This window comes from Glycomyces sp. NRRL B-16210, assembly GCF_000719515.1.
GTDB lineage: Bacteria > Actinomycetota > Actinomycetes > Mycobacteriales > Micromonosporaceae > Glycomyces.
The window spans coordinates 227,737-253,914 of the sequence record NZ_JOGR01000007.1 but is presented as its reverse complement, the minus strand read 5'-3'; the positions used below and the strand labels follow the sequence as shown (position 1 = coordinate 253,914).

General features: G+C 70.6%; 21 protein-coding genes and 1 pseudogene. 7 read left to right on the top strand and 15 right to left on the bottom strand.

Going from position 1 to position 26,178, the window contains the following annotated elements; genetic code table 11:
- Positions 1–17 precede the first annotated feature (17 nt).
- Entirely contained in the window at positions 18–1,280 is a 1,263-nt protein-coding gene (locus IF12_RS0111695) for a sensor histidine kinase (protein WP_030158260.1), read from the top strand.
- Positions 1,281–1,332: 52 nt separating this feature from the next.
- On the top strand, positions 1,333–1,980 hold the full coding sequence (locus IF12_RS0111690; protein WP_030158258.1) for a response regulator transcription factor: 648 nt from the start codon (positions 1,333–1,335) through the stop codon (positions 1,978–1,980).
- 90 nt (positions 1,981–2,070) lie between these two features.
- Here IF12_RS0111690 and IF12_RS0111685 read toward each other — a convergent pair whose 3' ends face one another.
- From IF12_RS0111685 to rimP, 5 genes and pseudogenes are all read right to left on the bottom strand, one after another.
- Positions 2,071–3,510: a methyltransferase gene (locus tag IF12_RS0111685; RefSeq protein WP_051704272.1), complete on the bottom strand. Its 1,440-nt coding sequence runs from the start codon at positions 3,508–3,510 to the stop codon at positions 2,071–2,073.
- A gap of 16 nt (positions 3,511–3,526) precedes the next feature.
- Positions 3,527–6,442 (bottom strand): annotated as a pseudogene (gene infB / locus IF12_RS27020) (translation initiation factor IF-2).
- An 81-nt stretch (positions 6,443–6,523) separates the two neighbouring features.
- Positions 6,524–6,937, bottom strand: coding sequence for a YlxR family protein (locus tag IF12_RS27210; protein ID WP_081913505.1), 414 nt, complete (start codon positions 6,935–6,937; stop codon positions 6,524–6,526).
- Positions 6,873–7,907, bottom strand: a complete 1,035-nt coding sequence (gene nusA / locus IF12_RS0111675; protein ID WP_030158251.1) for a transcription termination factor NusA — start codon at positions 7,905–7,907, stop codon at positions 6,873–6,875. The genes IF12_RS27210 and nusA overlap by 65 nt, the downstream gene beginning before the upstream one ends.
- Positions 7,908–7,981: 74 nt before the next feature.
- On the bottom strand, positions 7,982–8,443 hold the full coding sequence (rimP, locus tag IF12_RS0111670) for a ribosome maturation factor RimP (RefSeq protein WP_030158249.1): 462 nt from the start codon (positions 8,441–8,443) through the stop codon (positions 7,982–7,984).
- 80 nt (positions 8,444–8,523) lie between these two features.
- Here rimP and IF12_RS26180 point away from each other — a divergent pair, with 80 nt between their 5' ends.
- The 5 genes from IF12_RS26180 to IF12_RS0111645 all read left to right on the top strand — a co-directional run bounded on the left by IF12_RS26180 (position 8,524) and on the right by IF12_RS0111645 (position 13,627).
- Positions 8,524–8,919: a hypothetical protein gene (locus tag IF12_RS26180; RefSeq protein WP_030158248.1), complete on the top strand. Its 396-nt coding sequence runs from the start codon at positions 8,524–8,526 to the stop codon at positions 8,917–8,919.
- Positions 8,916–9,329, top strand: a complete 414-nt coding sequence (locus IF12_RS26175) for a DUF4439 domain-containing protein (protein ID WP_030158246.1) — start codon at positions 8,916–8,918, stop codon at positions 9,327–9,329. Before IF12_RS26180 ends, IF12_RS26175 begins: the two co-directional genes overlap by 4 nt.
- 122 nt (positions 9,330–9,451) lie before the next feature.
- On the top strand, positions 9,452–10,063 hold the full coding sequence (locus IF12_RS0111655) for a PadR family transcriptional regulator (protein WP_030158244.1): 612 nt from the start codon (positions 9,452–9,454) through the stop codon (positions 10,061–10,063).
- Positions 10,064–10,070: 7 nt separating this feature from the next.
- Positions 10,071–10,790 carry an ABC transporter ATP-binding protein gene (locus tag IF12_RS0111650; RefSeq protein ID WP_030158242.1) on the top strand — a complete coding sequence of 240 codons (720 nt, stop codon included), beginning with the start codon at positions 10,071–10,073 and terminating at the stop codon, positions 10,788–10,790.
- Positions 10,790–13,627 carry an FtsX-like permease family protein gene (locus IF12_RS0111645; protein ID WP_030158240.1) on the top strand — a complete coding sequence of 946 codons (2,838 nt, stop codon included), beginning with the start codon at positions 10,790–10,792 and terminating at the stop codon, positions 13,625–13,627. Before IF12_RS0111650 ends, IF12_RS0111645 begins: the two co-directional genes overlap by 1 nt.
- Here IF12_RS0111645 and map read toward each other — a convergent pair.
- From map to IF12_RS0111595, 10 genes are all read right to left on the bottom strand, one after another.
- A complete protein-coding gene (gene map, locus IF12_RS0111640; RefSeq protein WP_030158238.1) occupies positions 13,575–14,471 on the bottom strand; it encodes a type I methionyl aminopeptidase in 897 nt (298 codons plus the stop codon). The genes IF12_RS0111645 and map overlap by 53 nt on opposite strands.
- A gap of 390 nt (positions 14,472–14,861) precedes the next feature.
- The gene (locus IF12_RS0111635; protein ID WP_030158236.1) at positions 14,862–15,389 is read right to left on the bottom strand and encodes a hypothetical protein; all 528 of its coding nucleotides are present in this window, start codon (positions 15,387–15,389) and stop codon (positions 14,862–14,864) included.
- Between the two features lie 300 nt (positions 15,390–15,689).
- Positions 15,690–16,871: a flavodoxin-dependent (E)-4-hydroxy-3-methylbut-2-enyl-diphosphate synthase gene (gene ispG / locus IF12_RS0111630; protein ID WP_030158235.1), complete on the bottom strand. Its 1,182-nt coding sequence runs from the start codon at positions 16,869–16,871 to the stop codon at positions 15,690–15,692.
- A 28-nt stretch (positions 16,872–16,899) separates the two neighbouring features.
- Positions 16,900–18,168, bottom strand: a complete 1,269-nt coding sequence (locus IF12_RS0111625; RefSeq protein WP_030158233.1) for an RIP metalloprotease — start codon at positions 18,166–18,168, stop codon at positions 16,900–16,902.
- 12 nt (positions 18,169–18,180) lie between these two features.
- Complete coding sequence (gene dxr, locus IF12_RS0111620) at positions 18,181–19,413, bottom strand: 1-deoxy-D-xylulose-5-phosphate reductoisomerase (RefSeq protein WP_030158231.1); 1,233 nt, start codon at positions 19,411–19,413, stop codon at positions 18,181–18,183.
- A gap of 15 nt (positions 19,414–19,428) precedes the next feature.
- Entirely contained in the window at positions 19,429–20,274 is an 846-nt protein-coding gene (gene purU / locus IF12_RS0111615) for a formyltetrahydrofolate deformylase (RefSeq protein WP_030158229.1), read from the bottom strand.
- A 164-nt stretch (positions 20,275–20,438) separates the two neighbouring features.
- Positions 20,439–21,746, bottom strand: coding sequence for an ABC transporter substrate-binding protein (locus IF12_RS0111610; RefSeq protein WP_030158227.1), 1,308 nt, complete (start codon positions 21,744–21,746; stop codon positions 20,439–20,441).
- Between the two features lie 42 nt (positions 21,747–21,788).
- Positions 21,789–22,679 carry a carbohydrate ABC transporter permease gene (locus IF12_RS0111605; protein WP_030158613.1) on the bottom strand — a complete coding sequence of 297 codons (891 nt, stop codon included), beginning with the start codon at positions 22,677–22,679 and terminating at the stop codon, positions 21,789–21,791.
- On the bottom strand, positions 22,663–23,664 hold the full coding sequence (locus IF12_RS0111600; protein ID WP_030158226.1) for a carbohydrate ABC transporter permease: 1,002 nt from the start codon (positions 23,662–23,664) through the stop codon (positions 22,663–22,665). The genes IF12_RS0111605 and IF12_RS0111600 overlap by 17 nt, the downstream gene beginning before the upstream one ends.
- 215 nt (positions 23,665–23,879) lie before the next feature.
- Positions 23,880–26,045 carry an MMPL family transporter gene (locus IF12_RS0111595; protein WP_030158224.1) on the bottom strand — a complete coding sequence of 722 codons (2,166 nt, stop codon included), beginning with the start codon at positions 26,043–26,045 and terminating at the stop codon, positions 23,880–23,882.
- Between the last annotated feature and the right edge of the window lie 133 nt (positions 26,046–26,178).

Genomic DNA, 26,178 nt, shown 5'->3' with positions numbered 1-26,178 from the left:
CTTTCTAGGGTTGAGACATGCGTACAACCCTGCGGCAACTGGGCGTCGACACCGCCTACCTGCTCTCGATGTTCCCGATCGCCCTGCCCGCTTTCATCATCGGCCTCGTCGGCACCGTGCTCGGCGTCGGCACGGCCGTCATCTGGATCGGCGTGCCCATCGCCGCGGCGACCCTGTTCGCGATGCGCGGCATGGCCGCGGCCGGACGGTCGATGATCCCGGCGGTCCTCGACCGCGACCTGCCCCGGCCCCGCTACAAGCGGGCCAAGGAGGGCGCCTCGGGCCTGCGGCGGTACCTGACGATCCTCACCGACGGCCAGTCCTGGCTGAACGTGCTGTGGGCCGTCGCGATCCTGCCGGTCGCCATCGCGGGCTTCGTGGTCGCCATCGCGTGGTGGGCCGCGACCGCCGCCGCCCTGACGTACCCGCTGTACTCGTGGATCATCAGGGCCGCCACGGGCGACTCCGACGACGGCCTGGAGTACGCGACCCGCTGGCTCGGCTGGGGCGACTCGTACCTGGCCGTGTCGGTCCTCGCGGTCATCGGCGGGATCATCATGGCGCTCACGCTCGTGCCGGTCGTCCGCGGCATGGCGCTCGCCCAGGCGCTCATCGGCAAGGGGATGCTCACCTCCATCAGCGGCCTGCACGACCGCATCGACCAGTTGGAGGAGTCGCGCGACGCGGCGACCTCGGCCGAGGCGGACGCGCTGCGCCGCATCGAGCGCGACATCCACGACGGGCCGCAGCAGCGCCTGGTCGGGCTGGGCATGGAACTCGCCCGCGTCAAACGCCAGCTCGCGGTCAACCCCGAAGCGGCCCAGGAGACCCTCGAAGCGGCGATCACGCAGACGCGCGAGACCATCGACGAGCTGCGGTCGCTCTCACGCGGCATCGCCCCGCCGATCCTCACCGACCGGGGCCTGGACGCGGCCCTGGCGGCCCTCTCGGCGCGCTCGCTCGTGCCGGTCGAGCTGGAGACGGACCTCAACGGGCGCTACCGGGCCGCGGTCGAGAGCACCGTGTACTTCGTCACCGCCGAGTGCCTGACGAACATCGCGAAGCACTCCAGGGCCACCAAAGCGACCGTGTCGGTCGAGGACTGGGGCGATAGGCTGGTGCTCTCGGTCGGCGACAACGGCATCGGGGGCGCGCACGTCTCGAAGGGGCACGGGCTCTCGGGCCTCACCGACCGGGTCAAGGCCGTCGAGGGCCAGTGGACGATCGACTCCCCCGACGGCGGTCCGACCGTGATCGTCGTGGAGGTTCCGTGCACATGACCAGCGTTGGCCCCGGGAACGGCGCGGCGCGCGCCGGAAGGCGGGGCGACCGGTGCGGGTAGTGGTCGCCGATGACGCGGTGCTCATCCGGTCAGGACTGGTCAGGCTCCTGGAGGAGTTCGGCTGCGAGGTGGTCGCCGAGGTCGGCGACGGCGACGCGCTCGTCGAGGCCGTCGCCGAGCACCGGCCCGACGTGTCCGTGGTGGACGTGCGGATGCCGCCGTCCTTCACCGACGAGGGCCTCAAGGCCGCGACCCGCGCCCGGGCACTGGTCCCGGGCGCTCCCGTGCTGATCCTGAGCCAGTACGTGGAGGTCTCCTACGCCGACGACCTCCTCGCCGACGCCAGGGGCGCGGTCGGGTATCTGCTCAAGGAGCGGGTGATCGACGTGGACGACTTCATGGACTCGCTCAAGCGGGTCGCCGGCGGCGGGACCGTGTTCGACCCCGAGGTGGTCAGCCAACTGATGGTCCGGCGCCGCAGGAACGACCCGGTCGCGACCCTCACCCCGCGCGAGCGGGAGGTCCTGGGGCTCATGGCCGAAGGCCACTCGAACAAGGCGATCGGCAAGAAGCTCTTCATCTCCGACGGCGCGGTCGAGAAGCACATCCGCAACATCTTCACGAAACTGGCGCTCAGCAGCGAGGACGGCGACCACCACCGCCGCGTCAAGGCGGTCCTGGCCTACCTGCGGTCCTGAGCGGACCCCGGTCCCGCCAGGGCGAGCCCGCGGAGCGTCTGCGCCGCCTCCAGATCGATCACCTCGGGCGACCGACCGCATGAAGTTCGATCAATCGAGGGCGAGGAAGCCGCGTTCGACCAGGCGGCGGATCACCGGGTAGAGCTGGGCGTACAGCATCGCGGCCTCGGCGCCGTAGGTGTCGGCCAGGAGCTGGACCTGAAGGCGCACTTCGGCGGTGCCGTCGCACGCGCCCATGAACGCCACGACGAGGGGGTCGACCTCCTCGGCGTAGCGCATCCCGTTCGACTGCTGGAGCCATTGGCGGTCCACGTCCCAGCCTTCGGGGCCGGGCGCGGCGCTCTGCTGGAGCGCGACGCCGTCGGCGACGCGCAGCTTCGCGGTCCACAGCGTCTCGGGTCCGAGATCGGCCGCGCGCAGCGCGAACCAGTCCCGGACGCGGTCGGCCCAAGGGGTCTCGACGGCGTGGCGGACCGATTCGCAGACGACCTCGGTCGGGCCCTCGATCCGGCGGACGCCGACGAGGCCGAAGCCGACCCCTTCTGCGCCTCGGGCGTCGAACCAGTCGAGCCAGGCGGCGGCCTGATCGGCGTCGTCGCTCTCGCCGGAGTCGCGCTGCCAGGTGCGGACGTAGTCGAGCGGGTCGAGCACCTCGCGTTCGACCGCCCAGACCCGCAGGCCCGCATCGGGGAACCAGCCGGCCACGCGTTCGGCCCAGGGTTCGCCGTCGCGGTGGAGCCAGTTGGCGAGGAACAGCATCGTCCCGCCCGGATTCAGCAGTCCCGGCGCGGCCGCCGCGAGTTCGGCGGCGATCCCGTCGGCTTCGCGGCCCGCGTCGCGGTAGGTCCAGCCGCCGCCGGGCGTGGCGATCACGAACGGCGGGTTCGCGACGACGAGGTCGAAGCGGCAGCCGGCCACCGGCGCGAGCAGGTCGCCTTGCAGCAGTTCGAGTTCGGTGCCGTTCACGGCGGCGTTGAGCGCGGCGAAGGCGAGCGCACGCTCGCTGAGGTCGGTGGCGGTCACGCGCGCGGCGTGCCCGGCGAGGGCGAGCGCCTGGACGCCGCAGCCGGTGCCGAGGTCGAGGGCGCTGCCGACGCTCTCGCGCGAGGTCGCGTCGAGCAGGAGCTTCGAGGCGCCGCCGACGCCGACCACGTGGTCGCGGGTCCTGGCGCCGGTGGTGTTCGGCAGCTGGTCGGAGAACAGCAGCCGCTCGCCGTCGAACTGGGCGCCCCACCCGGCGGTGACCGCATCGCCGTGGGCGAGGAGCAGGCCGCAGGAGAGGGCCTCGTCGATCGTGAAGGGCGCGAAGGCCGCCGCGGCCGCGGCGGCGGGGACGGGCACGCCGATGACGAACAGGCGGGTCCACACCCCGAGCCGGTCCTCGCCGGCGCGGTGCAGCAGGGCCCGGAAGTCGCCGCGGTCGGCATCGGCGAGGGCTTCGGGCCCGTAGACGGCCGACAGCGCGGCCCGGCTGAAGCCCTTCCGGGCTTCGCCGAGCCGCGCCGCGGCTTCGGTCTCGATCAGACGCACGTCAGGAACCGGGTTCCTAGTCGCGCGGCTTCTCGCGCATCTCGAAGGCTTCGATGATGTCGCCCTCTTCGATGTTGTTGTAGTTCTTCAAGGTGATACCGCATTCGAAGCCCTCGCGGACCTCGGTCGCGTCGTCCTTGAACCGGCGCAGCGTCGAGATGGTCGTCTCGGTGACGACCGCGCCGTCGCGCATGAGGCGGACCTTCGCGTTGCGCTTGATGACGCCGCTGGTGACCAGCGTTCCGGCGATGTTGCCGAACTTCGAGGAGCGGAAGACCTCGCGGATCTCGGCCGAACCGAGCGCCGCTTCCTCGTACTCGGGCTTGAGCATGCCCTTGAGCGCGGTCTCGATCTCCTCGATCGCCTGGTAGATGACCGTGTAGTACCGGACGTCCACGCCTTCGCGGTCGGCCATGTCGCGCACGCGACCTTCGGCGCGGACGTTGAAGGCGATGATGGTCGCCGACTCGCCGTGCCCGGCCGCTGCCAGGTTGACGTCGTTCTCGGTGACCGGACCGACGCCGCGGTGGATGATCCGCAGCTGCACTTCCTCGGGGATGTCCAGCGCGACCAGGGCCTCTTCGAGGGCCTCGACCGAACCGGCGCCGTCGCCCTTGATGATGAGCGAGAGCGTGGTGCGCTCGCCCTCGGCGATCTTGTCCATGAGGTTCTCGAGCGTGGTGCGCGAGACGCGTGCGGCCTGCTGGGCCGCGCGGCGCCGGGCTTGGCGCTGCTCGGCGATCTGGCGGACCGTGCGGTCGTCGTCGGCGGCGAGGAACACGTCCCCGGCCATCGGGACGGACGCGAGGCCTTGGACCTGCACCGGGAACGACGGGGTCGCCTCGGAGACGCGGTTGCCGTCGGCGTCGAGCATCGCCCGGACGCGGCCGTGGGCCCCGCCGGCGACGATCGAGTCGCCCACGCGCAGCGTGCCCTTCTGGACCAGGACGCTCGCGACCGGGCCGCGGCCCTTGTCGAGGTGCGCCTCGATCGCGATGCCCTGCGCGTTGCCCGAAGCGGAGGCTTCGAGCTCGAGCGAGGCGTCGGCGGTCAGGAGCACCGCTTCGAGCAGGTCGGCGATGCCGATGCGCGGCTTGGCGGCCACGTCGACGAACATGGTCTGCCCGCCGTACTCCTCGGCGACCAGGCCGTACTCGGTCAGCTGCTGGCGGACCTTGCCGGGGTTCGCGTCGGGCAGGTCGGTCTTGTTGACCGCCACCACGACCGGGGCGCCGGCGGCGCTGGCGTGGTTGAGGGCCTCGACCGTCTGCGGCATGACGCCGTCGTCGGCCGCGACCACGAGGACCACGATGTCGGTCACGTTCGCGCCTCGGGCGCGCATGGCGGTGAACGCCTCGTGGCCCGGGGTGTCGATGAAGGTGATCGCGCGGTCTTCGCCCTCGTGCTCGACGTGCACCTGGTAGGCGCCGATGTGCTGGGTGATGCCGCCCGCCTCGCCGGCGACGACGTTGGTGTGCCGGATGGCGTCCAGCAGCTTCGTCTTACCGTGGTCGACGTGGCCCATGACCGTGACGACCGGCGGGCGCGGGACGAAGTCGTCCTTGTCCTCCTCGTCGAGGTCGATGCCGAACTGCGCGAGCAGTTCGCGGTCCTCCTCCTCGGGGGACACGATCTTGATGTCCCAGTCGAGGTGGGCGCCGAGCAGCTCGAAGGTCTCCTCGGAGACCGACTGCGTGGCCGTCACCATCTCGCCGAGGCCGAACAGCTCCTGGACGAGCGTGCCCGGCAGGGTGCCGATCTTGTCGGCGAAGTCGGCCAGGGACGCGCCGCGAGCGAGGCGAATGGTCTCGCCGTTGCCTCGGGGAGCGCCCGACTGCATCCTCGGCGCTGCGAGGTTGTCGAACTCCTGGCGCCGCTGACGACGCGACTTGCGGCTCTTGCCTCGGGGGCCGCCGCGGCCGAACGCGCCGGCCGCACCGCCGCCTCGGGCCTTGCCGCCGCCTCCGGCGCGACCGCCGCCGCCTCGGTACGGAGCCGGCGCACCGGTCGCGGGACCGGAACCGCCCGCACCGCCGGCGCCGCCGCCGGAACCGCCGAAGGTGCCGCGGTAGTTGCCGCCGCCTCCTCCGGGACGTCCGCCGCCGCCACCGGGGCGACCGCCGCCGGGACCGCCGCGACCGGCGCCGCGTGCCCCGCGGGCACCGCCGCCGTCACGACCGCCGCCGGCCGGGCGTCCGGGCATCATGCCCGGGTTCGGGCGCGGGGGCATCATGCGCGGGCTCGGGCGGGGACCGCCCGGGCGCTCGCCGCCGCCTTCGGCGGCCGGACGCGGCTTCGCGCCCGCCCCGCCGACGCCGAACGGGTTCTTGGGGCCGGGCTTGGGCGCGCCGGGACGCGCCGCCGGAGCGGGCTTGGGGCCGGGCTTGGGCGCCGCGGCCGCGACGCGCGCGGCGTCGGCCTGCTCCTGCTGGCGCTTGAGCAGCTCCTCGGCGCGCTTCTGCTCGGCGGCGACCTCGATGTCGCGGGCGCTCGCCGGCTTGATCTCGGGCTGCGGCGCGACCGGAGCGGGCTTGGGGCCCGGCTTCGGAGACGCCGAAGCGGCCGCACCCGGCTTGGGAGCGGCCTTCTTCGCGGCCTTCTTGGCTTCGGCCTCGGCTTTCGCCTCGGACTTGGCGTCCTTGGCGTCGACCTTGGCCTTGGCGATCTTGGACGGGCTCGGGGCCGCCGGGCGCGGCCTGCCGGCCGCCGCCTTCGTCGGCTTCGGCGTCGGGGATTCGCTGGACCCGGCCGACGCTGCCGGGGCGCCCTGGGCGTCGGCGTATTCCTGCCGCAGACGACGCGCCACCGGCGCCTCGACCGTGCTCGACGCTGACTTCACGAACTCGCCCATGTCGCCGAGCTTCGCGAGCAAGTCCTTGCTCGTCGTGCCCAGTTCCTTGGCAAGTTCATGTACGCGGGGCTTTGCTGCCACTGCACTCCTCACATTCGAGGTCGTACGGGCAGCGCCCGCCGACCTCAGCTTTCCACTAGCAACCAGTTCATCGGGAGAACTTCATCGCGTGGTCTTCATTCGGTCCATACCTGCTTCGTGTGCGGGAGTCGGCCTCTCGGCCGACTCCGACTCGACAAGGGTTCGCACCGCGGCGACGTCCACGGTTCCTTCGATCCTGAGGGCCCGAGCGAACGCACGCTTACGAACTGCCTGTTCAAGGCAGTTCGTGTCGTGGTGCACATGGGCTCCGCGGCCGCTGAGGCGGCGCTTCGGGTCCGGAACCAAGCGGTTCTGGGAATCCTCAGAGCGTTGAACGACGACGCGCAGCAGCTCAGAGGCCGATGCGCGTCTGCGGCATCCCACACAGGTGCGGACTACCGCTGCGTCACGTTGCGATCCGATGTTCAGTCTACCTCCCGGATCGACGGCCGCCACCGGCCGGGCCGGTCTCCTCCTTCGCGGCGCCCGCCACATGCGCGTCGGACTTGATGTCGATGCGCCACCCGGTGAGGCGCGCCGCGAGCCGCGCGTTCTGGCCCTCGCGGCCGATCGCCAGCGACAGCTGGTAGTCGGGGACGACCACCTCGGTGGAGCGCGTGGCCTCGTCGATCACCCGCACGGACAGGGTCTTCGCCGGGGAGAGGGCGTTCGCGACGAAGCGGGCCGGGTCGGCGTCCCAGTCGACGATGTCGATCTTCTCGCCGCCCAGTTCGCTCATGACCGCGCGCACGCGCGAGCCCATCGGGCCGATGCACGCGCCCTTGGCGTTGACGTCCTTCGTTGTGGCGCGCACCGCGATCTTGGAACGGTGACCGGCCTCACGCGCGATCGCCGGGATCTCCACGGCGCCCTCGTCGATCTCGGGCACTTCGAAGGCGAAGAGCTTCTTCACCAGGGCCGGGTGGGTGCGCGAGAGGGTGATCTGGGGGCCGCGGGCGGTGCGGTTCACTTGGATGACGATGGCCCGCAGGCGCTTGCCGTGCTCGTAGTTCTCGCCGGGGACCTGCTCGTTGAGCGGCAGGGTGGCCTCGATCTTGCCGAGGTCGACGGTGACGATCCCGCGCTCGTTGCGCTCGCCGTGGGCCTGGACGACGCCGGTGACGATGTCGCCCTCCTTGCCGGAGTACTCGCCGTAGTTGACCTCGTCGGCGGCCTCGCGCAGCCGCTGGAGGATGACCTGCTTGGCGGTCTGGGCGGCGATGCGGCCGAAGCCCTCGGGGGTGTCGTCCCGCTCGGAGACGACCTCTTCCTCTTCGTTCAACACTGGCACCAGGACGTTGGCGATGCCGCTGTCCCGATTGACCACCACGCGCGCGCGCTCATCGGCCCCGGGGGTGTGCTTGTAGGCGGTCAGCAGCGCCGTCTCGATAGCGCCGAGGATGGTCTCGAAAGGGATGTCGCGCTCGCGTTCCAGCGACCGCAGCGCGGCCAGGTCGATATGCACCCGTTCTCCTTAAGTCTTGAGTTGTCCTCACCGCGACCGTTCAAGGCGTGCGAGCTGCGTCGGCCATCGGCCGCTCATCTCAGCTCGATCTGCACCTTGCCGGGCCCCAGCTCGGCATAGGTGGCCGAGCGGCGCACGCCGTCGGCCTCTAGTTCAATCCCCCGTTTGTCGGCGGCCGTGACACGCCCGATGACGGGCTCCTCCCCGAATTGCACGGCCACCAAGCGCCCAATATTACGCCGCCAGTGCCGAGGCTCGGTCAGCGGACGGTCGACGCCGGGCGAGGACACCTCCAGTGTGTACGCGGCGTCCGCGAAGGGCCCGCCGGTCGCGTCGGCCCCGTCGAGGGCCTTCGAGCACGCTTTCGAGACCACCGCCACATCGTCGAGACTGATCCCGCCGTCCTTGTCCACCAGGACCCGCACGAGCAGGCGCCGCCCGGCCTTGGTGACCTGGAGTCCTTCCAGGTCGAACCCGATCTTCGCGACGGCCGGAGCCAGGATCGCTTCCACTTCAGATTGTCGCTCAGACCCCATGCGCACTCCTTCTGTCGGCCATTTCGCCGAGATTAACCGCCCGGAGTCAGAATGGAAAGGCAGCCTGCGAAACTTGGTGGGTGTTCACGACCCGACGCGTACTCCTGGTCGGGGCGGTCGCTCTCGCGGCCGCCGGATGCACCCGGGAGACGGCCACGATCATCATCGCCGACCCCGATCTGAGCGACGCGCTGCACACCGCGCGCACGCTCGCCCACAACGCCGAAGCGTTGGGATACAGCGACATCGCACAAGACCATCTGACACACGCCGCCACACTCGAACGACTCCTGCTGCCCAATGTGGTCGCCGAGGAGGCGGTCGCGACCTTCGCCGACGCCGCGGCGCTCGCCGAGGCCGAAGCCGAGGCGAGCATCGACGCGGTCTACGCGTGCCTGGGCACCGACACCGACTTCGCGGTGGTCTTCGGCGAGATCGCGGCCAGCCGCGCCGCGCACGCGGCGGTGCTCGCATGACGGCGGTGGACACCGGCCTCGCGGCCGAATACGCGGCGATCTACGCCTACGGCGCGGCGGCGGTGCACCTCGACGGCGACCCGCGCGCACTGGCCGAGGAACTCGAGGCCGAGCACCGCTCCCGGCGCGACGCGCTGCTGGACTACTACGACGCGAACGGGCTCGAAGCGCCCTCGGCCGAGGCCGGCTACGACATCGAGCCGATCACCGACGCCGAAGGGGCGCAGCGGTTGCTGCTGGCCGTCGAGGAGCGCGTGACCGCGACCTGGCGGGCGGGACTGGCCCCCGGGCCGCTCGGCGAGCGGGAGATCTGCCTCGACCGGTACACCGAGTCCGCGGTGTCGCTGGCGCGCTGGCGCCTCGCCGTCGGCGTCGCCGCGGCCGACCCGTGGCCGGGCAGGCCGCAGTAGGGCCGAGGGCCCGGTAACACCGCCGTTCACCTGCGCGACGACACGATGACCTACCCCGTATCCACTACGTGCATACCTGCTATGCCATACTCGGTATCTCAATGAGAGATACGAGGTTGCACATGAGTGTCAAGCACAGCCTCCTGGCCCTGCTCGAACGCGGACCCGCCTACGGCTACCAGTTGCGGGCCGCCTTCGAGAGCGCCACCGGCAACACCTGGCCGCTCAACATCGGCCAGGTCTACACGACCCTGAACCGGCTCGAACGCGACGAACTCGTCGAGGCCATGCCGGAGAACGACTCCGGCCAGCGCCCCTACCGGATCACCGAGGCGGGCCGCCGCCAGGTCGCGGGCTGGTTCTCCTCCCCCGTCCAGGCCGCCGACCGCCCCCGCGACGAGCTGACCATCAAACTGGCTTTGGCCGTGACCACCCCGGGCGTGGACGTCGCCGACGTCGTCCAGCGCCAGCGGTCGGCCACACTGCGCCTGCTCCAGGAGTTCACGCGGCTCAAAGCCGCCGAAGACCACGCCGAACTGGCCTGGCAGCTGGTCCTGGAGTCGATGATCTTCCGCGCCGAGGCGGAGATCCGCTGGCTCGACCACACCGAGGCGGTCGTCGCCCGCGCCGACCTGCCCGCCCCGTCCCCTTTCGGGACGGGCGACGTCCCGAACGCGGCGGACTCCGCGGACCGTGAGCGCACACCCGTCGAATTCCTCGAAGAGAAGCGGTGACCCCACCATGACCGTCCTGCACCTGCGAGGCGTCAGCCGCGTCCACGGCGCCGGCGAGAACGCCGTCCACGCCCTGATCGACGCCGAACTCCAGATCGCCGCCGGGGAACTCGTGGCCATCATGGGCCCCTCCGGCTCCGGCAAGTCCACCCTGCTCAACCTCGCCGGCGGCCTCGACGCCCCGACCTCGGGCGAAGTGCTCGTCGAAGGCACCGTCCTCGCCGGCCTCAACAAGAAGCTCCTCGCCAGGCTGCGCCGGCGCAGCGTCGGCTACGTGTTCCAGGACTACAACCTGGTGCCGAGCCTGACCGCGGCCGAGAACGCCGCGCTGCCGCTCGAACTCGACGGCATGTCCGCGGGCAAGGCCCGCAAGACCGCGATCAGCGCCCTCGAAGAGGTCGGGCTCGACGCCAAGCAGGCCGACCGCTTCCCCGACGAGCTCTCCGGCGGGCAGTCCCAGCGCGTCGCCATCGCCCGGGCCCTCATCGGGGAGCGGCGGCTCGTGCTCGCCGACGAACCGACCGGCGCCCTCGACTCCACCACCGGCGAGGAAGTGCTCAAGCTGCTGCGTCGCCGGTGCGACGCCGGCGCCGCGGGCCTCCTGGTCACCCACGACGCCCGCCACGCCGGCTGGGCCGACCGCGTGGTCTTCCTGCGCGACGGCCGCATCGTGGACTCCTCCGCGCCTTTGGCCGGGGCCGAGACGCTCCTCGAAGGGGCCCAGTGATGTTCGCGGGCCTGCGCCTGTCGATGCGCATCGCCCGACGCGAAGCGCTGCGCTACAAGGGCCGGTCGGCCCTGTCGATCGCGCTGCTGGGGCTGCCGCTGCTCGGCGTGTCCATCGGCGCGACCGCCTACGACACCATCGACTTGTCCGACGAGGAGGAGGCCGTCCTCTACCTCGGCGACAACGACGCCTTCGTCGAGTCGGCGGTGCCGGGGATCGCGCTGACCCAGTACGACTGGAACAGCAAATGGGTCGGCTACTCCACTGAGAAGGAGGTCGACGAGGAGACGCTCAACGAGGCGTACTCCAGCGTCCACACCGAAGCGGACCTCCTCGCCGAACTGCCCGCCGGCACGCAGATCGCCCCGTACAGCTTCTACAACGACAGCGGCGTCACCGTCACCGTCGAGACCCCGGACGGGATCGGCGAACTGGGGACGCTCGGCTACGACCTCGCCAACGGCGTGTACGAGGCCGCCGGATGGGCGTTCCTCGAAGGAGCGGCGCCCGGCGGCGGCGAAGTCGCCGTCACCGAAGCCGCGGCCGACTACCTGGACCTGGGCGTCGGCGACGATCTGGTCATCGAGGAGAACGGCGCCAGCGAGCGGCTGGCGATCAGCGGGATCGTCGAGATCCCCTGGAACCTCAGGGGCCAGTTCGCCATCGCCCCGGGGTTCGACGGCGGGGCCAACGGCTGGCTCGTCGACCTCCCCGGCGAGTTCACCTACGAGCAGTCGCTGGCGCTCAACGAGATCGGCGCGACCGTCTGGGCGACCGCGCTCGTCGTCGACCCGCCCCCGCCGCCGCCCGACGCGGGCATGTTCACCGACTCGTCCATCGACACCGCGATGCTCACGATCTACGCGCTCATCATCGTCGTCGTGGTCATGGAGGTCGTCCTCCTCGCCGGGCCCGCCTTCGCCATCAGCGCGCGGCGGCGCACCCGCGAGTTCGCGCTCATGAGCGCCAACGGCGCCTCCCCCGCGCAGATCCGCAACACCGTCCTCGCCGGCGGCCTGCTGTTCGGCCTCATCGCCGCGGTCGTCGCCGTGGCCCTGGGCATCGTGCTCGTCCTGGTCGGACTGCCGTTCCTCGAGCAGTTGTTCGGCTACCGGACCCCGGGCCTGCGGGTCCTACCGACCTTGCAGGCCGCGCTCGTGGCCGCGGCCATCGCCACCGGCCTGCTCTCGGCGCTCACGGCGGCGCTCAGCGCCTCCCGCGTCAACGTCGTCGCCGCCCTCATGGGCCGCACGCCCGGACGCAAGGGCTCCAAGCGGTGGCTGTTCATCGGCCTGGGCACGGTCGCCGCCGGGGTCGCCTCGGGACTGGGCGGCGTCGCCCTCTGGAACGTGCCGCTCATGGCGCTCGCGATCGTCCTCGCCCAGCTCGGCCTGGTCGCCTGCACCCCGGCGATCCTCGCCGGGACGGCGAGGCTGGGCCGCTGGCTGCCGCTCGCACCGCGCATGGCCCTGCGCGAGGCCGGGCGCAACCGCGGCTCGGCGGCGCCCGCGATCGCCGCCGTGCTCGGCGTCGTCGCCGCGGGCGTGGCCCTGTCGATGGTCGTCACCGCCGACCAGGTCCGGATGGAGCAGAACAACCCGCACGACCTGCGGCAGGACAGCCTGACGCTGACGATGTACAGCAACGCGGTCGACGAGTCGGTGTCCCCCGACTGGAACTCGGGCCTGGTCGCGGTCGAGCCGCTCCTGCGGCGCCACCTCACCGACCTCGAACTGGTCGAGATCCCGCTCTACACCGGCTGGGGCGGCTGCGGGACCGGCGACCTCCCCGTCGAGGACCGGCCCGAATGCAACTGGGAGCTGACGCGCCCCGAGGAGCACCGGTGCTCGTACTGGGACCAGGACCTCGAATTCGCCGGCGAAGAGGAGCGGCGCAAGGCGGCCGAGATCGCCCGCGAGGACCCCAACTGCAACGAGGGCGTCAACGACGCCAGCCTCTACTTCGACGACGTGCCCGGCTCGAGCGATCCGACGATCGTGTCCGCCTACACCGAACTCGAAGGCGACCGGCTCGACGAGGCGCTGGCGGTGCTGGACGAGGGCGGCGTGCTCGTGTCGGACGCCATGGCGATCACCGAGGCGGGCACCGTGGTGCTGGAGCGGACCCTCACCAGGTGGGACGAGGGGAGCGACCGGGCCGTCGAGGTCGGGGAGCCGGTCACGCTGGAGGTGCCGGCGATGGTCGTCGCCGACCATTTGCTGGCCGGCGAGGAGCTGTTCCTCAGCCCGGCGGCGGCCGAGCAGATGGATCTGGCGCGGTCGGGTTGGAGCCGGACCTACCTGCTGGAGACCTCCACGGAGGTCGACGGGTCGGTCATCGAGGCGGTCCGGGCCGACGTCCGCGGCGACGTGGACGAGGGCGCGTTCTGGGTGGACCTGCGCCAGACCGACTACTCGGACCTGTTCGCGTTCTACGTGGTGCTCCTGGTGACGGCGCTGTGCTCGCTCATCGCCCTGGGGGCGACCGCGGTCTCGACCGGGCTCATCATCGCCGAGCAGCGCCAGGACATGACCACGCTCGGCGCGGTCGGCGCGGCCCCGGGCCTGCGCAAGCGGTTCGCGATGTGGCAGACGGTGGTGATCGCGCTGTTCGGCGCGGGGCTCGGCACGGTCGCCGGTGTCCTGGGGTACACGCTCATCCGGCAGGCGCTGAACGACCCGCTGCGGTACGAGTACCCGTTCGCGGTCCTGTACGGCTGGGAGCTGCCGTGGGTGTCCATCGGGATCACGCTGGCGCATTCGCGCCGGCGGGCCGTTCGCGTGGTCAGATCTGGCCGGCGGGGGTTCCGGCGGGGACGCCGCTGGAGGGCAGGGTGAGGATCTCGAAGCCGTCGTCGGTGACCAGGAGGGTGTGCTCGAACTGGGCGGTCCACTTGCGGTCGCGGGTGACGGCGGTCCAGTCGTCGTCCCACATCTCGTGCTCGGCCGTGCCGAGGTTGATCATCGGCTCGATGGTGAAGGTCATGCCCGTCTCGATCACGACATCGAGCGAGGGCTTGTCGTAGTGCGGCACGTAGAGCCCGGAGTGGAAGGCCGTGCCGATGCCGTGGCCGGTGAACTGGCGGACCACGCCGTAGCCGAAGCGGTTGGCGTAGGCCTCGATGACCTTGCCGACCACGTTGAGCTGGCGGCCGGGCTTGACGGCCTTGATGCCGCGCCAGGTGGCCTTCCAGGTCCGCTCGACGAGGTCGCGGGCCTCCTGGGAGACGTCCCCGGCGAGGAAGGTGGCGTTGCAGTCGCCGTGGACGCCGCCGATGAAGGCGGTGATGTCGATGTTGACGATGTCGCCGTCCTCGACCACCGTGGAGTCGGGGATGCCGTGGCAGATGACCTCGTTGAGCGAGGTGCAGCAGGACTTGGGGTAGCCGCGGTAGCCGAGCGTCGACGGGTAGGCGCCGAGGTCGCACAGGTACTCGTGGACGAGGCGGTCGAGGTCGTCGGTGGTGGTGCCGGGGACGACGGCCTTGCCGGCCTCCACGAGGGCGTCGGCGGCGATGCGCCCGGCCAGGCGCATCCGCTCGATCGTCTCGGCGTCCTTGACCTCGCTGCCGTGGAAGGGCGAGGGCGCGGGCCTGCCGACGTACTCGGGACGCTCGATGGACTCGGGGACGCTCCGGCGGGGACTCTGCCGGCCTGGGCGCAGGGCGGGACGGGAATGCATCCGGCAAGCCTATCCGGAGCGGCGGGCGGGACCTGCGCGGCCGCTGTGGTTCCGTTACCGAGAAGACGCCGAAAAACCGCCGCGGCGGAAGGGAAAAGCTCTTGCGTTTCGGGTCCTCAAGCAGCATTCTGGGGTCACCGGAAAGCCGCCTTGAGCTCAGGTTCGACGCCGCGGCGGCGGCCCGGGACCCCGATGGCCCTCTCCTGCCGAGCCGGCGCGGGGCGCGGCTCCCGCGGTAGTGCCGTCCCCCCGGTTCCGACCGGGGCGGCGGTGTACGACACCTCCCGCGGTCGAGCGCCCCGCCCGTCCAACCCGGGCGGCGTGCAGCCGTCCCGCGCCGGCTCACCAGCGAAGGCCCGCGGCCCCGAGGGGTCCGCGGGCCCCGACGCGTCAGGCCGTCTCGAGTTCCTTCGTGGGCTCCTCGGGCTCGGCGGCCGCGGCCTTCGGGTCCTCGGCGGTGACCTCCTGCGCGAGCCGCTCCCAGAGCATCCCGCCCGAGTGCGCGAGCGCGCCGATGATCGAGGGCACGAACGGCAGGACCCAGTCGGCGAGGAAGCCGGTGTGGGGCATGTTGAGCACGAGCATTGCCGAGCCGGCGCACAGCAGGCCCTGGAGCGTGCCGCGCCAGGCCGCGCGGGTGCCGTCGATGACCGCCTCGCGGCGCTCGGTGCCCGGGTCGTGGAACTCCGAGAGCCCGGCGGCGTCGCGCCGGCCCAAGTAGGCGCCGACGACCGCTTGGACGGCGGTGCCGGCGATGACGGCGGCGAGCAGGCTGTTCTTGGTGACGACGATGGTCAGGGCGAACAGGAGGCCGCCGCCGAGGACCGTCAGAGCGCCCCGGATCCAGTCGGCCTTCTCGCCGGGGTACCAGTAGTACTTGGTGACACCCTCGGATACCTGTCGTTCGATCTTCCCCATGCCGGTGGCTCCCCTTTCGCGGGCGCAGACGCAGCGCCGATGTCCGGCTCGCAGGCGCCGTCGCCGGCACGCGGCGGAGGCGGCTCCGCCGGGAACGGATCGGGCCCTGCGGGCACGAAAGCCATTATGCGCGGACGTGTCCCGCGGGCAGGCGGAATCCCCTGAGTCACGCTTATGCAATTTCGCACAAGATGCGCTTAATGTCGGATTTGGTGTCGGTCGTGGGCGCCCTCAACTGCTGCTGCGTTCCAGCGTAGAGAAGCGAGGAGGCCTCGTGAGTCGCCGATCCGACAGTCGGGGTCAGTGAACCTGGACGACCGGGCCGGTGAGGCCCCGCAGCTCCTCGGGAAGCTCGGCGCCCATCTCCTCGGCGAGGCGCACCGCCTCCTCGATGAGGGTCTCCACGATCTGCGACTCGGGCACGGTGCGGATGACCTCGCCCTTGACGAAGATCTGGCCCTTGCCGTTGCCGCTGGCGACGCCCAGGTCGGCCTCGCGGGCCTCGCCGGGGCCGTTGACGACGCAGCCCATGACCGCCACGCGCAGCGGCACCGGCAGGCCCTCCAGGCCCGCGGTGACCTGCTCGGCGAGGGTGTAGACGTCCACCTGAGCGCGGCCGCAGGAGGGACAGGAGACGATCTCCAGGCCGCGCTCGCGCAGGCCGAGGGACTCCAGGATCTGGTTGCCGACCTTGACCTCCTCGACCGGCGGGGCCGAGAGGGAGACGCGGATGGTGTCGCCGATGCCCTCGGCGAGCAGCGCGCCGAAGGCCGCGGCGGACTTGATGGTGCCCTGGAAGGCGGGCCCGGCCTCGGTGACGCCCAGGTGCAGCGGGTAGTCGCACTGCTGCGAGAGCTGGCGGTAGGCCTTGATCATGACCACCGGGTCGTTGTGCTTGACCGAGATCTTGATGTCCCGGAAGTCGTGCTCCTCGAACAGCGACGCCTCCCACAGCGCCGACTCGACCAATGCTTCGGGAGTGGCCTTGCCGTACTTGGCGAGCAGGCGCTTGTCGAGCGAGCCGGCGTTGACGCCGATGCGGATCGGCGTGCCCGCGTCCTTGGCAGCCTTGGCGATCTCCCCCACGCGGTCGTCGAACTGCTTGATGTTCCCCGGGTTCACGCGCACCGCCGCGCACCCGGCGTCGATCGCCGCGAAGACGTACTTGGGCTGGAAGTGGATGTCGGCGATGACCGGGATCTGCGACTGCTTCGCGATGACCTTGAGCGCGTCCGCGTCGTCCTGGGTGGGACACGCGACGCGCACGATCTGGCAGCCGGTGGCGGTCAGCTCGGCGATCTGCTGGAGCGTCGCGCCGATGTCGGAGGTCCGCGTGGTCGTCATCGACTGGACCGAGACGGGGGCGCCGCCGCCGACGGGCACGCCGCCGACGTCGAGCCGGCGGGTGATCCGGCGCGGGGCGAGCGGCTCGGCCTCGTGCTCGTGGCGCTTGGTGGGGATACCGAGGTTCACAGCGGTCATGGGACTAGTTTTCACCTGGATTCATGGATCAGTTGAAAATGGTGATGGGATTGACGATGTCGGCGGTGATCGTCAGCAGCATGAAGCCGCCCAGGAGGACGATCACAGCGTAGGTCAGCGGCATGAGCTTGAGGTAGTCGACACGCCCCGGGTCGGGCCTGCCGCGCCTGGAGGCGATCCAGGACCGCAGCCGCTCGTACCAGGCGATCGCGATGTGCCCGCCGTCCATCGGCAGGAGCGGCAGCAGGTTGAAGATGCCGATGAAGTAGTTCAGGACCACCAGCAGCATGAAGAACATCGCCCACTGCTCGTACTGGACCATCTCGCCGCCCAGGCGCGAGGCGCCGACGACGCTCACCGGGGTGTCCTCGCCGCGCTCGCCGCCCATGATCGCGTCCCACAGCGGCGGGATCTTCGAGGGCAGCTTGCCGAGTGCGATGAAGGTCTCGCGGAACATGTCGCCGGTGTAGGTGACGGTCTCGCCGACGCCGGAGACGGGTCCGGTGCCCGCGGCCCCGTAGGGGATCGACTCGTCCATGTACACGTAGACGCCGAAGCGGGCGACGGTCTCGGTGCCGCCGTCCTCGGTCTCGGCCACGGCGGCGTACGGGGTGACCTCGACGGTGGACTCGGTCCCGGCGCGGTCGACCGTGACGGTGACCGGCTCGCCGGGGGTGAGCGCGGAGACGGTGGCGACCAGGGAGTCCCAGTCGCTGATGGCGGTGCCGTCGATCGCGGTGACCTCGTCGCCGTCCTCGATCCCGGCGGCGTGGGCCGGGCCCTCGATCTGGCCCTCGGGGCAGTCCCCGGCGGGCGCGTCGGCGTCGGTGGCGCTCACGCATTCGGCGACGGTGACCGCGGACCGCTGCTCGGCCTCGGCGGCGGCCTCGGCGTAGGCGGGGTTGACGCCGACGCCGACGAAGGAGACGAGGATCCACAGGGCCACGAAGCCGAGGAGGAAGTGGGTGACCGAGCCGGCGGCGAGCACCACGGTGCGCTGCCACAGGGGCTTGCGCCAGAAGACGCGCTTCTTGTCGGCCTCGGTGACCTCCTCCTCTTCCTCTTCGAGGGGGGTCATGCCGGTGATCTTGACGAAGCCGCCGAGGGGGATGCCCTTGACGCCGTACTCGGTCTCGCCTCTGCGGAACGACCACAGCGTGGGGCCGAAGCCCACGAAGTACCTGGTGACCTTCATGCCGAAGGCCTTGGCGGTGAGCATGTGCCCGAACTCGTGGAGGCTCACGGAGATGAGGATCGCGAGCGCGAACAGGACGATCCCGGTGGTGTAGGCGAGCAAGGCGGTCTCCTTCTAACGCTCGGACGCGTCCAAGACTAGCTTCCGGGCGCTCGACCTCGCCCACTTCTCCGCCTCGAGTACGTCTGCGACACTGGCGGGTTCCCCGCCGCGGCCCAGGAGGTCGGCGGGTGCGGCGGCGAGGACGGCCTCGACGGTGTCGACGATGCCGAGGAACGGCAGGCGCCCGTCGCGGAAGGCGGCGACGGCCTCCTCGTTGGCGGCGTTGTAGACGGCCGGGCCGAGGCCGCCGGCGCGGCCGGCGGCCTTGGCGAGGGCGACGGCGGGGAAGGCGGTCTCGTCGAGCGGCTCGAAGTGCCAGTCGGCGGCCCGGGACCAGTCCACGGGCTTCGCGGCGGCGGGGAGGCGGTCGGGCCAGGCGAGGGCGTGGCCGATGGGCAGGCGCATGTCGGGCGGGGAGGCCTGGGCGATGGTGGAGCCGTCGGTGAACTCGACCATGGAGTGGACCACCGACTGGGGGTGGACGACGGCGTGGAGGTCGTCGTAGTCGATGCCGAACAGCTCGTGGGCCTCGATGACCTCGAGGGCCTTGTTGACCATGGTGGCGGAGTTGATGGTGACGACCGGGCCCATGGCCCAGGTGGGGTGGGCGAGGGCCTGGTCGACGGTGACCTCGGCGAGCTGGTCGCGGGTGCGGCCGCGGAAGGGGCCGCCGGAGGCGGTGAGGACGAGCTTGGCGACGCGTTCGGCGGTGCCCGAGCGCAGGCACTGGGCGAGCGCGGAGTGCTCGGAGTCGACGGGCACGAGCTGGCCGGGCGCGGCGGCCCGGCGCACGAGCGCGCCCCCGGCGACGAGGGACTCCTTGTTGGCGAGGGCCACCTGGCGTCCGGCTTCGAGCGCGGCGAGGGTCGGTTCGAGGCCGATGGACCCGGTGATGCCGTTGAGGACGGTGTGGCAGGGCCAGGCGGCGAGTTCGGTCATGGCGCGGCGGCCGGCGATGAGCTTCGGGATCCGGGCGTCGCCGGAGGTCCAGCCCTGCTTGGTGGCCGCGGCGAACAGCCGCAGCTGGATGTCCTCGACGGATTTGGCGTCGGCGACCGCGACGACGTCGACGCCCAGTTCGATCGCCTGCTCGGCCAGGAGCGCCGGGTTGGCGCCGCCGGCGCCGATGCCGACGACCCGGAACCGGTCGGGATTGGCGCGGACGAGGTCGATGGCCTGCGTGCCGATGGAGCCGGTGGACCCCAGGAGCACGATCTCGCGTTGCTCTTCCTTCGCGTCTGTCACGCGGTCATTATCCGCTTAGCGGAAAACGACGGTGGAGTGGCCGTTGAGCAGGATGCGCTGATCGAGGTGGGCGGAGAGTCCGCGGGCGAGGCAGGTCGATTCGAGGTCGCGTCCGGCGGCCACGAAGTCCTCGGGGGTCATCGCGTGGTCGACGCGGGCGACCTCCTGGTCGATGATGGGGCCCTCGTCGAGGTCGGCGGTGACGTAGTGGCAGGTCGCGCCGATGAGCTTGACGCCGCGGGCGTGCGCCTGGTGGTAGGGCCGGGCGCCTTTGAAACTCGGCAGGAACGAGTGGTGGATGTTGAGGATGCGCCCGGGCAGCTTCGCGCAGAACTCCGAGGAGAGGATCTGCATGTAGCGGGCCAGGACGACCACGTCGATGCGTTCGGTCTCGATGAGGTCGAGGACCCGCTGCTCCTGGACGGCGCGGCCTTCGGGGCCGACGGGCAGGTGGTGGAAGGGCACGCCGGAGGAGGCGGCGAGGTCGGCCCAGTCGGGGTGGTTGGAGGCGACCGCGGCGGCCTCGCCGTGGAGGGCGCCGATGCGGAAGCGGTAGAGCAGGTCGTTGAGGCAGTGGCCCTGCTTGGAGGCCATGATGAGCACGCGCGGTTTGACGGCGCGGTCGTGGAGGTGCCAGTCCATGTCGAATTCGCGGGCGATCTCGGCGAAGCCGACGGCCAGTTCGTCGCGGGTGCCGTTGGTCTTGAACTCCACGCGCATGAAGAAGCGGCCCGAACCGTGCTCGGAGAACTGCTGGGAGTCCTCGATGTTGGCGTCGCGGCGGGTCAGGAAGCCCGAGACGGCGTACACGATGCCGAGGCGGTCGGGGCACGAGAGCGTGAGCACGAACTGGCTGGTCATCCCACCGATGATACGGAGTGGAACGGCACGGCGGCCATCGGCTTCCCGCACGGCAGGAAAGACCGGGGCGCGCGAGCGCCGCCGCCGGGGTCCGGTCCCCGGCGGCGGCGCCTGCGGTGAGGGCGGGCGCCCTCGCCTTGTGTTCGGTTCGCGTGCCGCTTCGGCTAGCCGATCTCGGCGCTGACCTGCTCGATGAACGAGGCGGAGGCCTCGGCGGGCGTGATCTGGTCGAACAGCAGGCTCTCGTAGATGCCCAGCATGACGTCGGCCACGGCGCCCGCGCCCACCGGCGGCACCGGCGGGGCCTCGGCCAGGTCGGGGGTGATCGCGGCGATGAAGTCCGCCCCGAGCTGCTGGTCGGCGGGCAGGTTCGGCAGGATCCGCTCGCGCTGGGCCAGGTTCGACGGCAGGCCCCGGTCGCCCAGGGTCAGGTCGATCGACTCGTCGCTGTTGAGCAGGAAGTCCACCAGCTTGCCGGCGGCCTCCTTGTCGGAGGTGGTCCGGGCGACCGACCAGTACATGGCCGACTTGAGGAACATGCCCGGCTGGACGCCCTCGGACTCGCCGGGGACGCGCAGCAGGGTCAGGTCCGAGCCGAGCGCGGCCTGGATGCCGCCGATCTGGTTGGTCCAGTAGAACTCGGTCACACCGGTGCCGGTAGAGAGCGGGGCCTGGTCCTGACCGGCGGCGTAGCCCTCGACGACCTTGCTGGCCTCGGGCGTCGCCCCGGAGTCGCGCGCTTCGAGGACGAGCTCCCACCACTCGGTCATGGTGGACTCGGAGAAGCCGAGCCCGCCTTCGGGGGTGTAGAGGTTCTCGCCCTTCTGGCGCGCGAAGACCGCGAACAGCGACTCGTTGTTGAACGAGACGCCGGAGTTGCCGATGGCGTCGCCGCCTGCGGACAGGTCCGCGGTGAACTGGAGGAAGTCCGCCCACGTCCAGGTGGTGTCGTCGGGGATGGTGAGGCCGGCGGCCTCCACCAGGCCCGGGTTCACCAGGAGCGCGATGGCGTTCACGCCGGTGGGGATGCCGTAGGTCTGGCCGTCGAGCTGCCCGGTCGCGAGAGTGCCCTCGTCCATGTTGGACAGGTCGATGTCGAGCTCCTCCAAGGGCAGGAGGGCGTTCTTGTCGGCGTAGTCGCGCAGGTACTTCTCGTCCTGCTGCATGACGTCGGGCGTGTTGTTGCCCGAGACCGAGACGTTCAGCGCGTCCCAGTAGCCGGCGAAGTCGGCCGGGCTCGGCTTGATGGTGATGCCCTCGTTCTGCGCGAGGAAGGCCTCGACGATCTGCTGGGTGTACTCGTGGCGGGCGTCCGAGCCCCACCACCACAGGTCCAGTTCGCCGTCGCCGGCGTCGCCGCCGCCGTTGTCGTCGGAGCCGCACGCGGCGAGCAGCGGTGCGGCGGCCGCGCCGAAGATCCCGGCCTTGGCGAGCGTCCTGCGTGAGACGCCGGAGGGGTTGTTCGACTTCATTGTCTTGGTCCTTTCGGGACTTCGTGAGGGTTGGTTGCCGTGTTACTTGATGCCGGTGGTGGCGATGCCTCTGACGAGGTAGCGCTGACCGACGAGGAAGAACCCGAAGATCGGGCCCAGGGCGACGATCGACATCGCGAACAGCGCGCCCCAAGAGGTCTGGCCCGTCGAGTCCATGAAGAGCCTCAGGGCCAGGGGCACGGTCTGGAGGTCGACGTCGCGCAGGTAGATGAGCTGCGAGTAGAAGTCGTTCCAGGTCCAGATGAACGTGAAGATGGCGGTGGTCGCCAGCGCGGGCATGCACAGCGGCATGATGATGCGCAGGTAGGTGCCCCAGTAGCCGCAGCCGTCGATCGAGGCGGCCTCGTCGAGTTCGCGCGGCAGGCCGCGGATGAACTGGACCATGAGGAAGATGAAGAACGCGTCGGTCGCCAGCAGCTTGGGGACGATGAGGGGCCAGAAGGTGTCGACCCAGCCGAGGTTGTTGAACAGGATGTACTGCGGGATGATCACGACGTGGATCGGCAGCATGATGGTGCCGAGCATGATCGCGAAGAAGGCGCCGCGCCCCGGGAAGCGGAGCCTGGCGAAGGCGTAGGCCGCCATGGAGCAGGACACGAGGTTCCCGACGATGGAGCCGGCCACGAGGATCATCGAGTTGAAGATGTACTTGTGGAACGGGTGGGGCAGGGTGGTCCAGCCCTCGGTGTAGTTGCTCCACTGGAAGCTGGAGGGGATCAGCCCGGGGTCGGAGAAGATCTCGTCGATCGGCTTGAAGCTCGCCGAGAGCATCCACAGCAGCGGGTAGATCATGATCATCGCCGCGATGGTGAGCAGGAGGTGGAAGACGAATCGGCGGGCGCCGACGGCGGCGGTGCCGCTCTGGGCCCGGCGCGCCGGGGCCGGGGCCTTCGTCTCAGTCATTGTCGCCATAGAACACCCAGAATTTCGACATGAGGAAGTTGAGCGCGGTGAAGATCGCGATGATGGCCAGGAGCAGCCAGGCGATGGCCGAGGCGTAGCCCATGTTGAACTTGGTGAAGCCCTGGTCGTAGAGGTAGAGCGTCAGGAACAGGGTGGAGTCGGCCGGGCCGCCCTTGCCGCTGGAGACGATGAACGCCTGGGTGAAGGACTGGAACGAGTTGATGATCTGGAGGACCAGGTTGAAGAAGATGATCGGGGTCAGCAGGGGCAGCGTGACGTTGACGAACCGGCGGATCACCCCGGCGCCGTCGACCTTGGCCGCCTCGTAGTACATGGCGGGGATCTGGCGCAGGCCCGCGAGGAAGATGATCATCGGTGAGCCGAAGGTCCACACGTTCAGGATGATCAGGGTCCCGAGGGCGTAGTCGGGGTGGGAGACCCAGCCTTGGCCCTGGATGCCGAAGAGGGCGAGGACCTGGTTGACGAGGCCTTCGCTGCCGAAGACCTGCCGCCACATGATGGCGATTGCCACGGAGGCCCCCAGAAGCGAGGGCAGGTAGAACACGGACCGGTAGAAGGACATGCCCCGCAGGCCGCGGTCGAGCAGGAGCGCGAGTCCGAGGGCGGCGGCGAGCTGGAGCGGCACCGAGACGAACGTGTAGATCGCGGTGACCTTGACCGACTGCGCCAGGCGCGGGTCGTCGAGCATCCGCTCGTAGTTCTCCGTCCCGATCCACTCGCCGACGCCGAGGCTGTAGTCGGTGAAGGAGAGGTAGAACGAGGCGACCATAGGCCCGACGGTGATGGCCAGGAGGCCGAGGAACCACGGGGACATGAAGCTCAGGGCGGCCCATCGCTCGCGGGAGCGGATGGTCGTGCCGATGCCCCGCTTGGCCCGTTCGGGCTTCGGGGCGGGCGCGTCGGCGGCGGGCTCGGGAGGGGCACCCGAGCTGCGCGGCTTCGTGCGCACCACAGCGACATCGTTGTCGGTCATAAGGTATTGGGACCTTTCGGAGGGGGTTGGCTCCTAGATCACACCAGGCTATGCAACCGCTTGCCGGTTGTCAATGGCTCAAGTTAAATTCTTGGATATCTTTTGTAGCCGCGCCCAACAAAAATCTCAAGACCGAGCTTAGACCGCCCGGACGCTCCCGAAACACCGAGGAGGCCCGCTCGACGCGAGTCGAGCGGGCCTGGGAGATCACAGGGTCAGACCTTGACGGGCGTCCGATCCTCGACGGGGGCGACGGGCTCGTCGGACTCCTTGATGCCGTACTTGGAGTAGAGGCGGGCGAGCGGGCCGGGCACCCACCAGTTGGCGCGGCCCAGCAGCCGCATCGTCGCCGGGACCAGGAGCATCCGCACCACCGTGGCGTCGAGGAAGATCGCGATCGCCATGCCCAGGCCGATCATCTTCATGAAGGTGATGCCGCTGAAGGCGAACGCGCCGACCACCACGATGAGGATGAGCGCGGCGGCGGTGATGATCGAGCCGGTCGACTGCATCCCGCGCAGGACCGCGGTCCGGTTGTCGGCCCCCCGGTCCCACTCCTCGCGCACCCGCGAGAGCAGGAAGACCTCGTAGTCGGTGGCCAGGGCGAACAGCAGCGCGATCATGAGCAGCAGGTTCGACGGGTCGATGTAGCCCGAGGGCGTGAAGTCGAGCAGGCCCGACAGGTGGCCCTCCTGGAAGATCCACACCACCACGCCGAGCGCCGCGCCCAGGGACACGGCGTTCATCAGGACCGCCTTGACCGGCAGCAGGACCGAGCCGAAGGCCAGGAACAGGACCACCATGGTGACGATGACGATGTAGCCGAGCATGTACGGCAGGCCCTCGCCGATCGCCTCGAGCATGTCGGCCCGGTCGGCCGCGCCGCCGGTGATGTAGAGCTCGGCGCCCGAGTCGATGGCGCGGGCGTCCTCGATGAGGCCGCGGGCCTCGGCGCTGAACGGGTCGAGGTCGTAGAGGACCTCGAACAGCGCCGCGTCGGCGGTCGGCGCGGCGGCCGGCCGGACGTCGTCGACGTAGTCGAGGGCCGACAGCTGCGCGGCGGCCTCGGCCGCGGCGTCCGCTCCCCCGCCGACGACCATGACCTGGAAGGACTCCTCGTCGCCGCCGGGGAAGTCGGCGGCGAGGGTCTCGGTGACCTGGCGGGACTCGGAGTCCTTCGGCATGTCGCGCTCGTCCACGCCGCCGAACTGGATGCCGAGGATCGGGCTGGCGAGCAGGGCCATGAACGCGAGGACGGGGAGGAGCACGAGCACCGGGCGGCGCATGACCCCGCCGGCGACGGCGTGCCAGAAGCCGGTGTCGGCCTTCACCTCGGCGTTCCGCCGCCAAGGCAGACGGCCCTTGTCGACGCGGTGGCCGAGCAGGTAGAGCAGCGCGGGCAGGGCCACGAGCGCCGAGAGCATCGCGACGCCGACGGCGGACATGACGCCGTAGGCGATGCCGTGCAGGAACGGCACGTCGACCAGGAGCAGGCCGCCCATGGACAGGACGATGATCAGCCCCGAGACCATGACGGTGCGCCCGGCGGTGGCGACGGTGTTGAGGACCGCGGCGCGCTTGTCGCGCCCGTTCGCCAGCTCCTCGCGGAACCGGCGCAGCACGAACAGCGAGTAGTCGATGGACATGCCGAGGCCGATGATGGTGATGACGTTGGCGGCGAAGACCGAGACGTCGGTGAACTCGGTGATCACGCGCGTGACGGCGAAGCCGCCGAGGATGGCCATGCCGCCGATGAGCAGCGGCAGCGAGGCGGCGACGAGGGCGCCGAAGACCACGATCATGATGAGCAGCAGCAGCGGCAGCGAGATCAGCTCCGCGATCTCGAGGTCGTGCTGGATCTGCTCGTTGATGTCGGCGAAGGTGGCCGCGCCGCCGCCGAGGGCCACGTCGAGCCCTTCGGTGTCGCCGGCCTCGCGCAGGTCCTCCTCGATGTCGGTGAACACGCCGGCCGCCTCGTCCTCGGAGACGCCGCCGAAGGTGAGCGCGACGAAGGTCGCGTGCCGGTCCTCGGCGACGAAGCCCGGAGCGGCCGTGTCGTAGTAGGAGACGACGCTCGCGACCTGGTCGATCGCGGCGATGTCGACGAGGGCGCTCTGGACGGCGTCGGCGAACGCGGGGTCGTCGACGGTGAGGTCCTCGGAGGAGTACAGGACCACGACATCGGCCCCGGTGGAGCCGAACTCCGCCTCGATCGTCGCGGCGTCCTGGACCGAGCGGGCGTCGGGCGAGACGAACCCGCCGTCGGTGAACTCGTCGAAGACGCCCAGGCCCCAGGTCGCGCCGATGGCGAAGACCGCGGCGATGCCGGCGACGATGAACCACCGGGCCTTGATCGTCGCTCGTCCTAGCAGGGAATACATGTGGATCTCCTCAGGGATCTGCATGAGCGGAACGCCGCGACCGCTGGTGTTGGAGGTCGGCGCGGCGGTAGGATGGTGAGCGTTGATTAGAAAGCTAACGGTGTTCACTTTAATGAACGCCCCTCGTTGAGTC

Coding starts and splice junctions, on each gene's coding strand:
- IF12_RS0111635 (WP_030158236.1), bottom strand. CDS start 15,389: ATGGGGAAGATCGAACGACAGGTATCCGAGGGTGTCACCAAGTACTAC.
- IF12_RS0111695 (WP_030158260.1), top strand. CDS start 18: ATGCGTACAACCCTGCGGCAACTGGGCGTCGACACCGCCTACCTGCTC.
- IF12_RS0111605 (WP_030158613.1), bottom strand. CDS start 22,679: ATGGCGACAATGACTGAGACGAAGGCCCCGGCCCCGGCGCGCCGGGCC.
- IF12_RS0111595 (WP_030158224.1), bottom strand. CDS start 26,045: ATGTATTCCCTGCTAGGACGAGCGACGATCAAGGCCCGGTGGTTCATC.
- IF12_RS0111655 (WP_030158244.1), top strand. CDS start 9,452: ATGAGTGTCAAGCACAGCCTCCTGGCCCTGCTCGAACGCGGACCCGCC.
- IF12_RS0111600 (WP_030158226.1), bottom strand. CDS start 23,664: ATGACCGACAACGATGTCGCTGTGGTGCGCACGAAGCCGCGCAGCTCG.
- IF12_RS0111610 (WP_030158227.1), bottom strand. CDS start 21,746: ATGAAGTCGAACAACCCCTCCGGCGTCTCACGCAGGACGCTCGCCAAG.
- IF12_RS27210 (WP_081913505.1), bottom strand. CDS start 6,937: ATGTGGCGGGCGCCGCGAAGGAGGAGACCGGCCCGGCCGGTGGCGGCC.
- purU (WP_030158229.1), bottom strand. CDS start 20,274: ATGACCAGCCAGTTCGTGCTCACGCTCTCGTGCCCCGACCGCCTCGGC.
- rimP (WP_030158249.1), bottom strand. CDS start 8,443: ATGGGGTCTGAGCGACAATCTGAAGTGGAAGCGATCCTGGCTCCGGCC.
- map (WP_030158238.1), bottom strand. CDS start 14,471: ATGCATTCCCGTCCCGCCCTGCGCCCAGGCCGGCAGAGTCCCCGCCGG.
- IF12_RS0111650 (WP_030158242.1), top strand. CDS start 10,071: ATGACCGTCCTGCACCTGCGAGGCGTCAGCCGCGTCCACGGCGCCGGC.
- IF12_RS0111645 (WP_030158240.1), top strand. CDS start 10,790: ATGTTCGCGGGCCTGCGCCTGTCGATGCGCATCGCCCGACGCGAAGCG.
- IF12_RS26175 (WP_030158246.1), top strand. CDS start 8,916: ATGACGGCGGTGGACACCGGCCTCGCGGCCGAATACGCGGCGATCTAC.
- ispG (WP_030158235.1), bottom strand. CDS start 16,871: ATGACCGCTGTGAACCTCGGTATCCCCACCAAGCGCCACGAGCACGAG.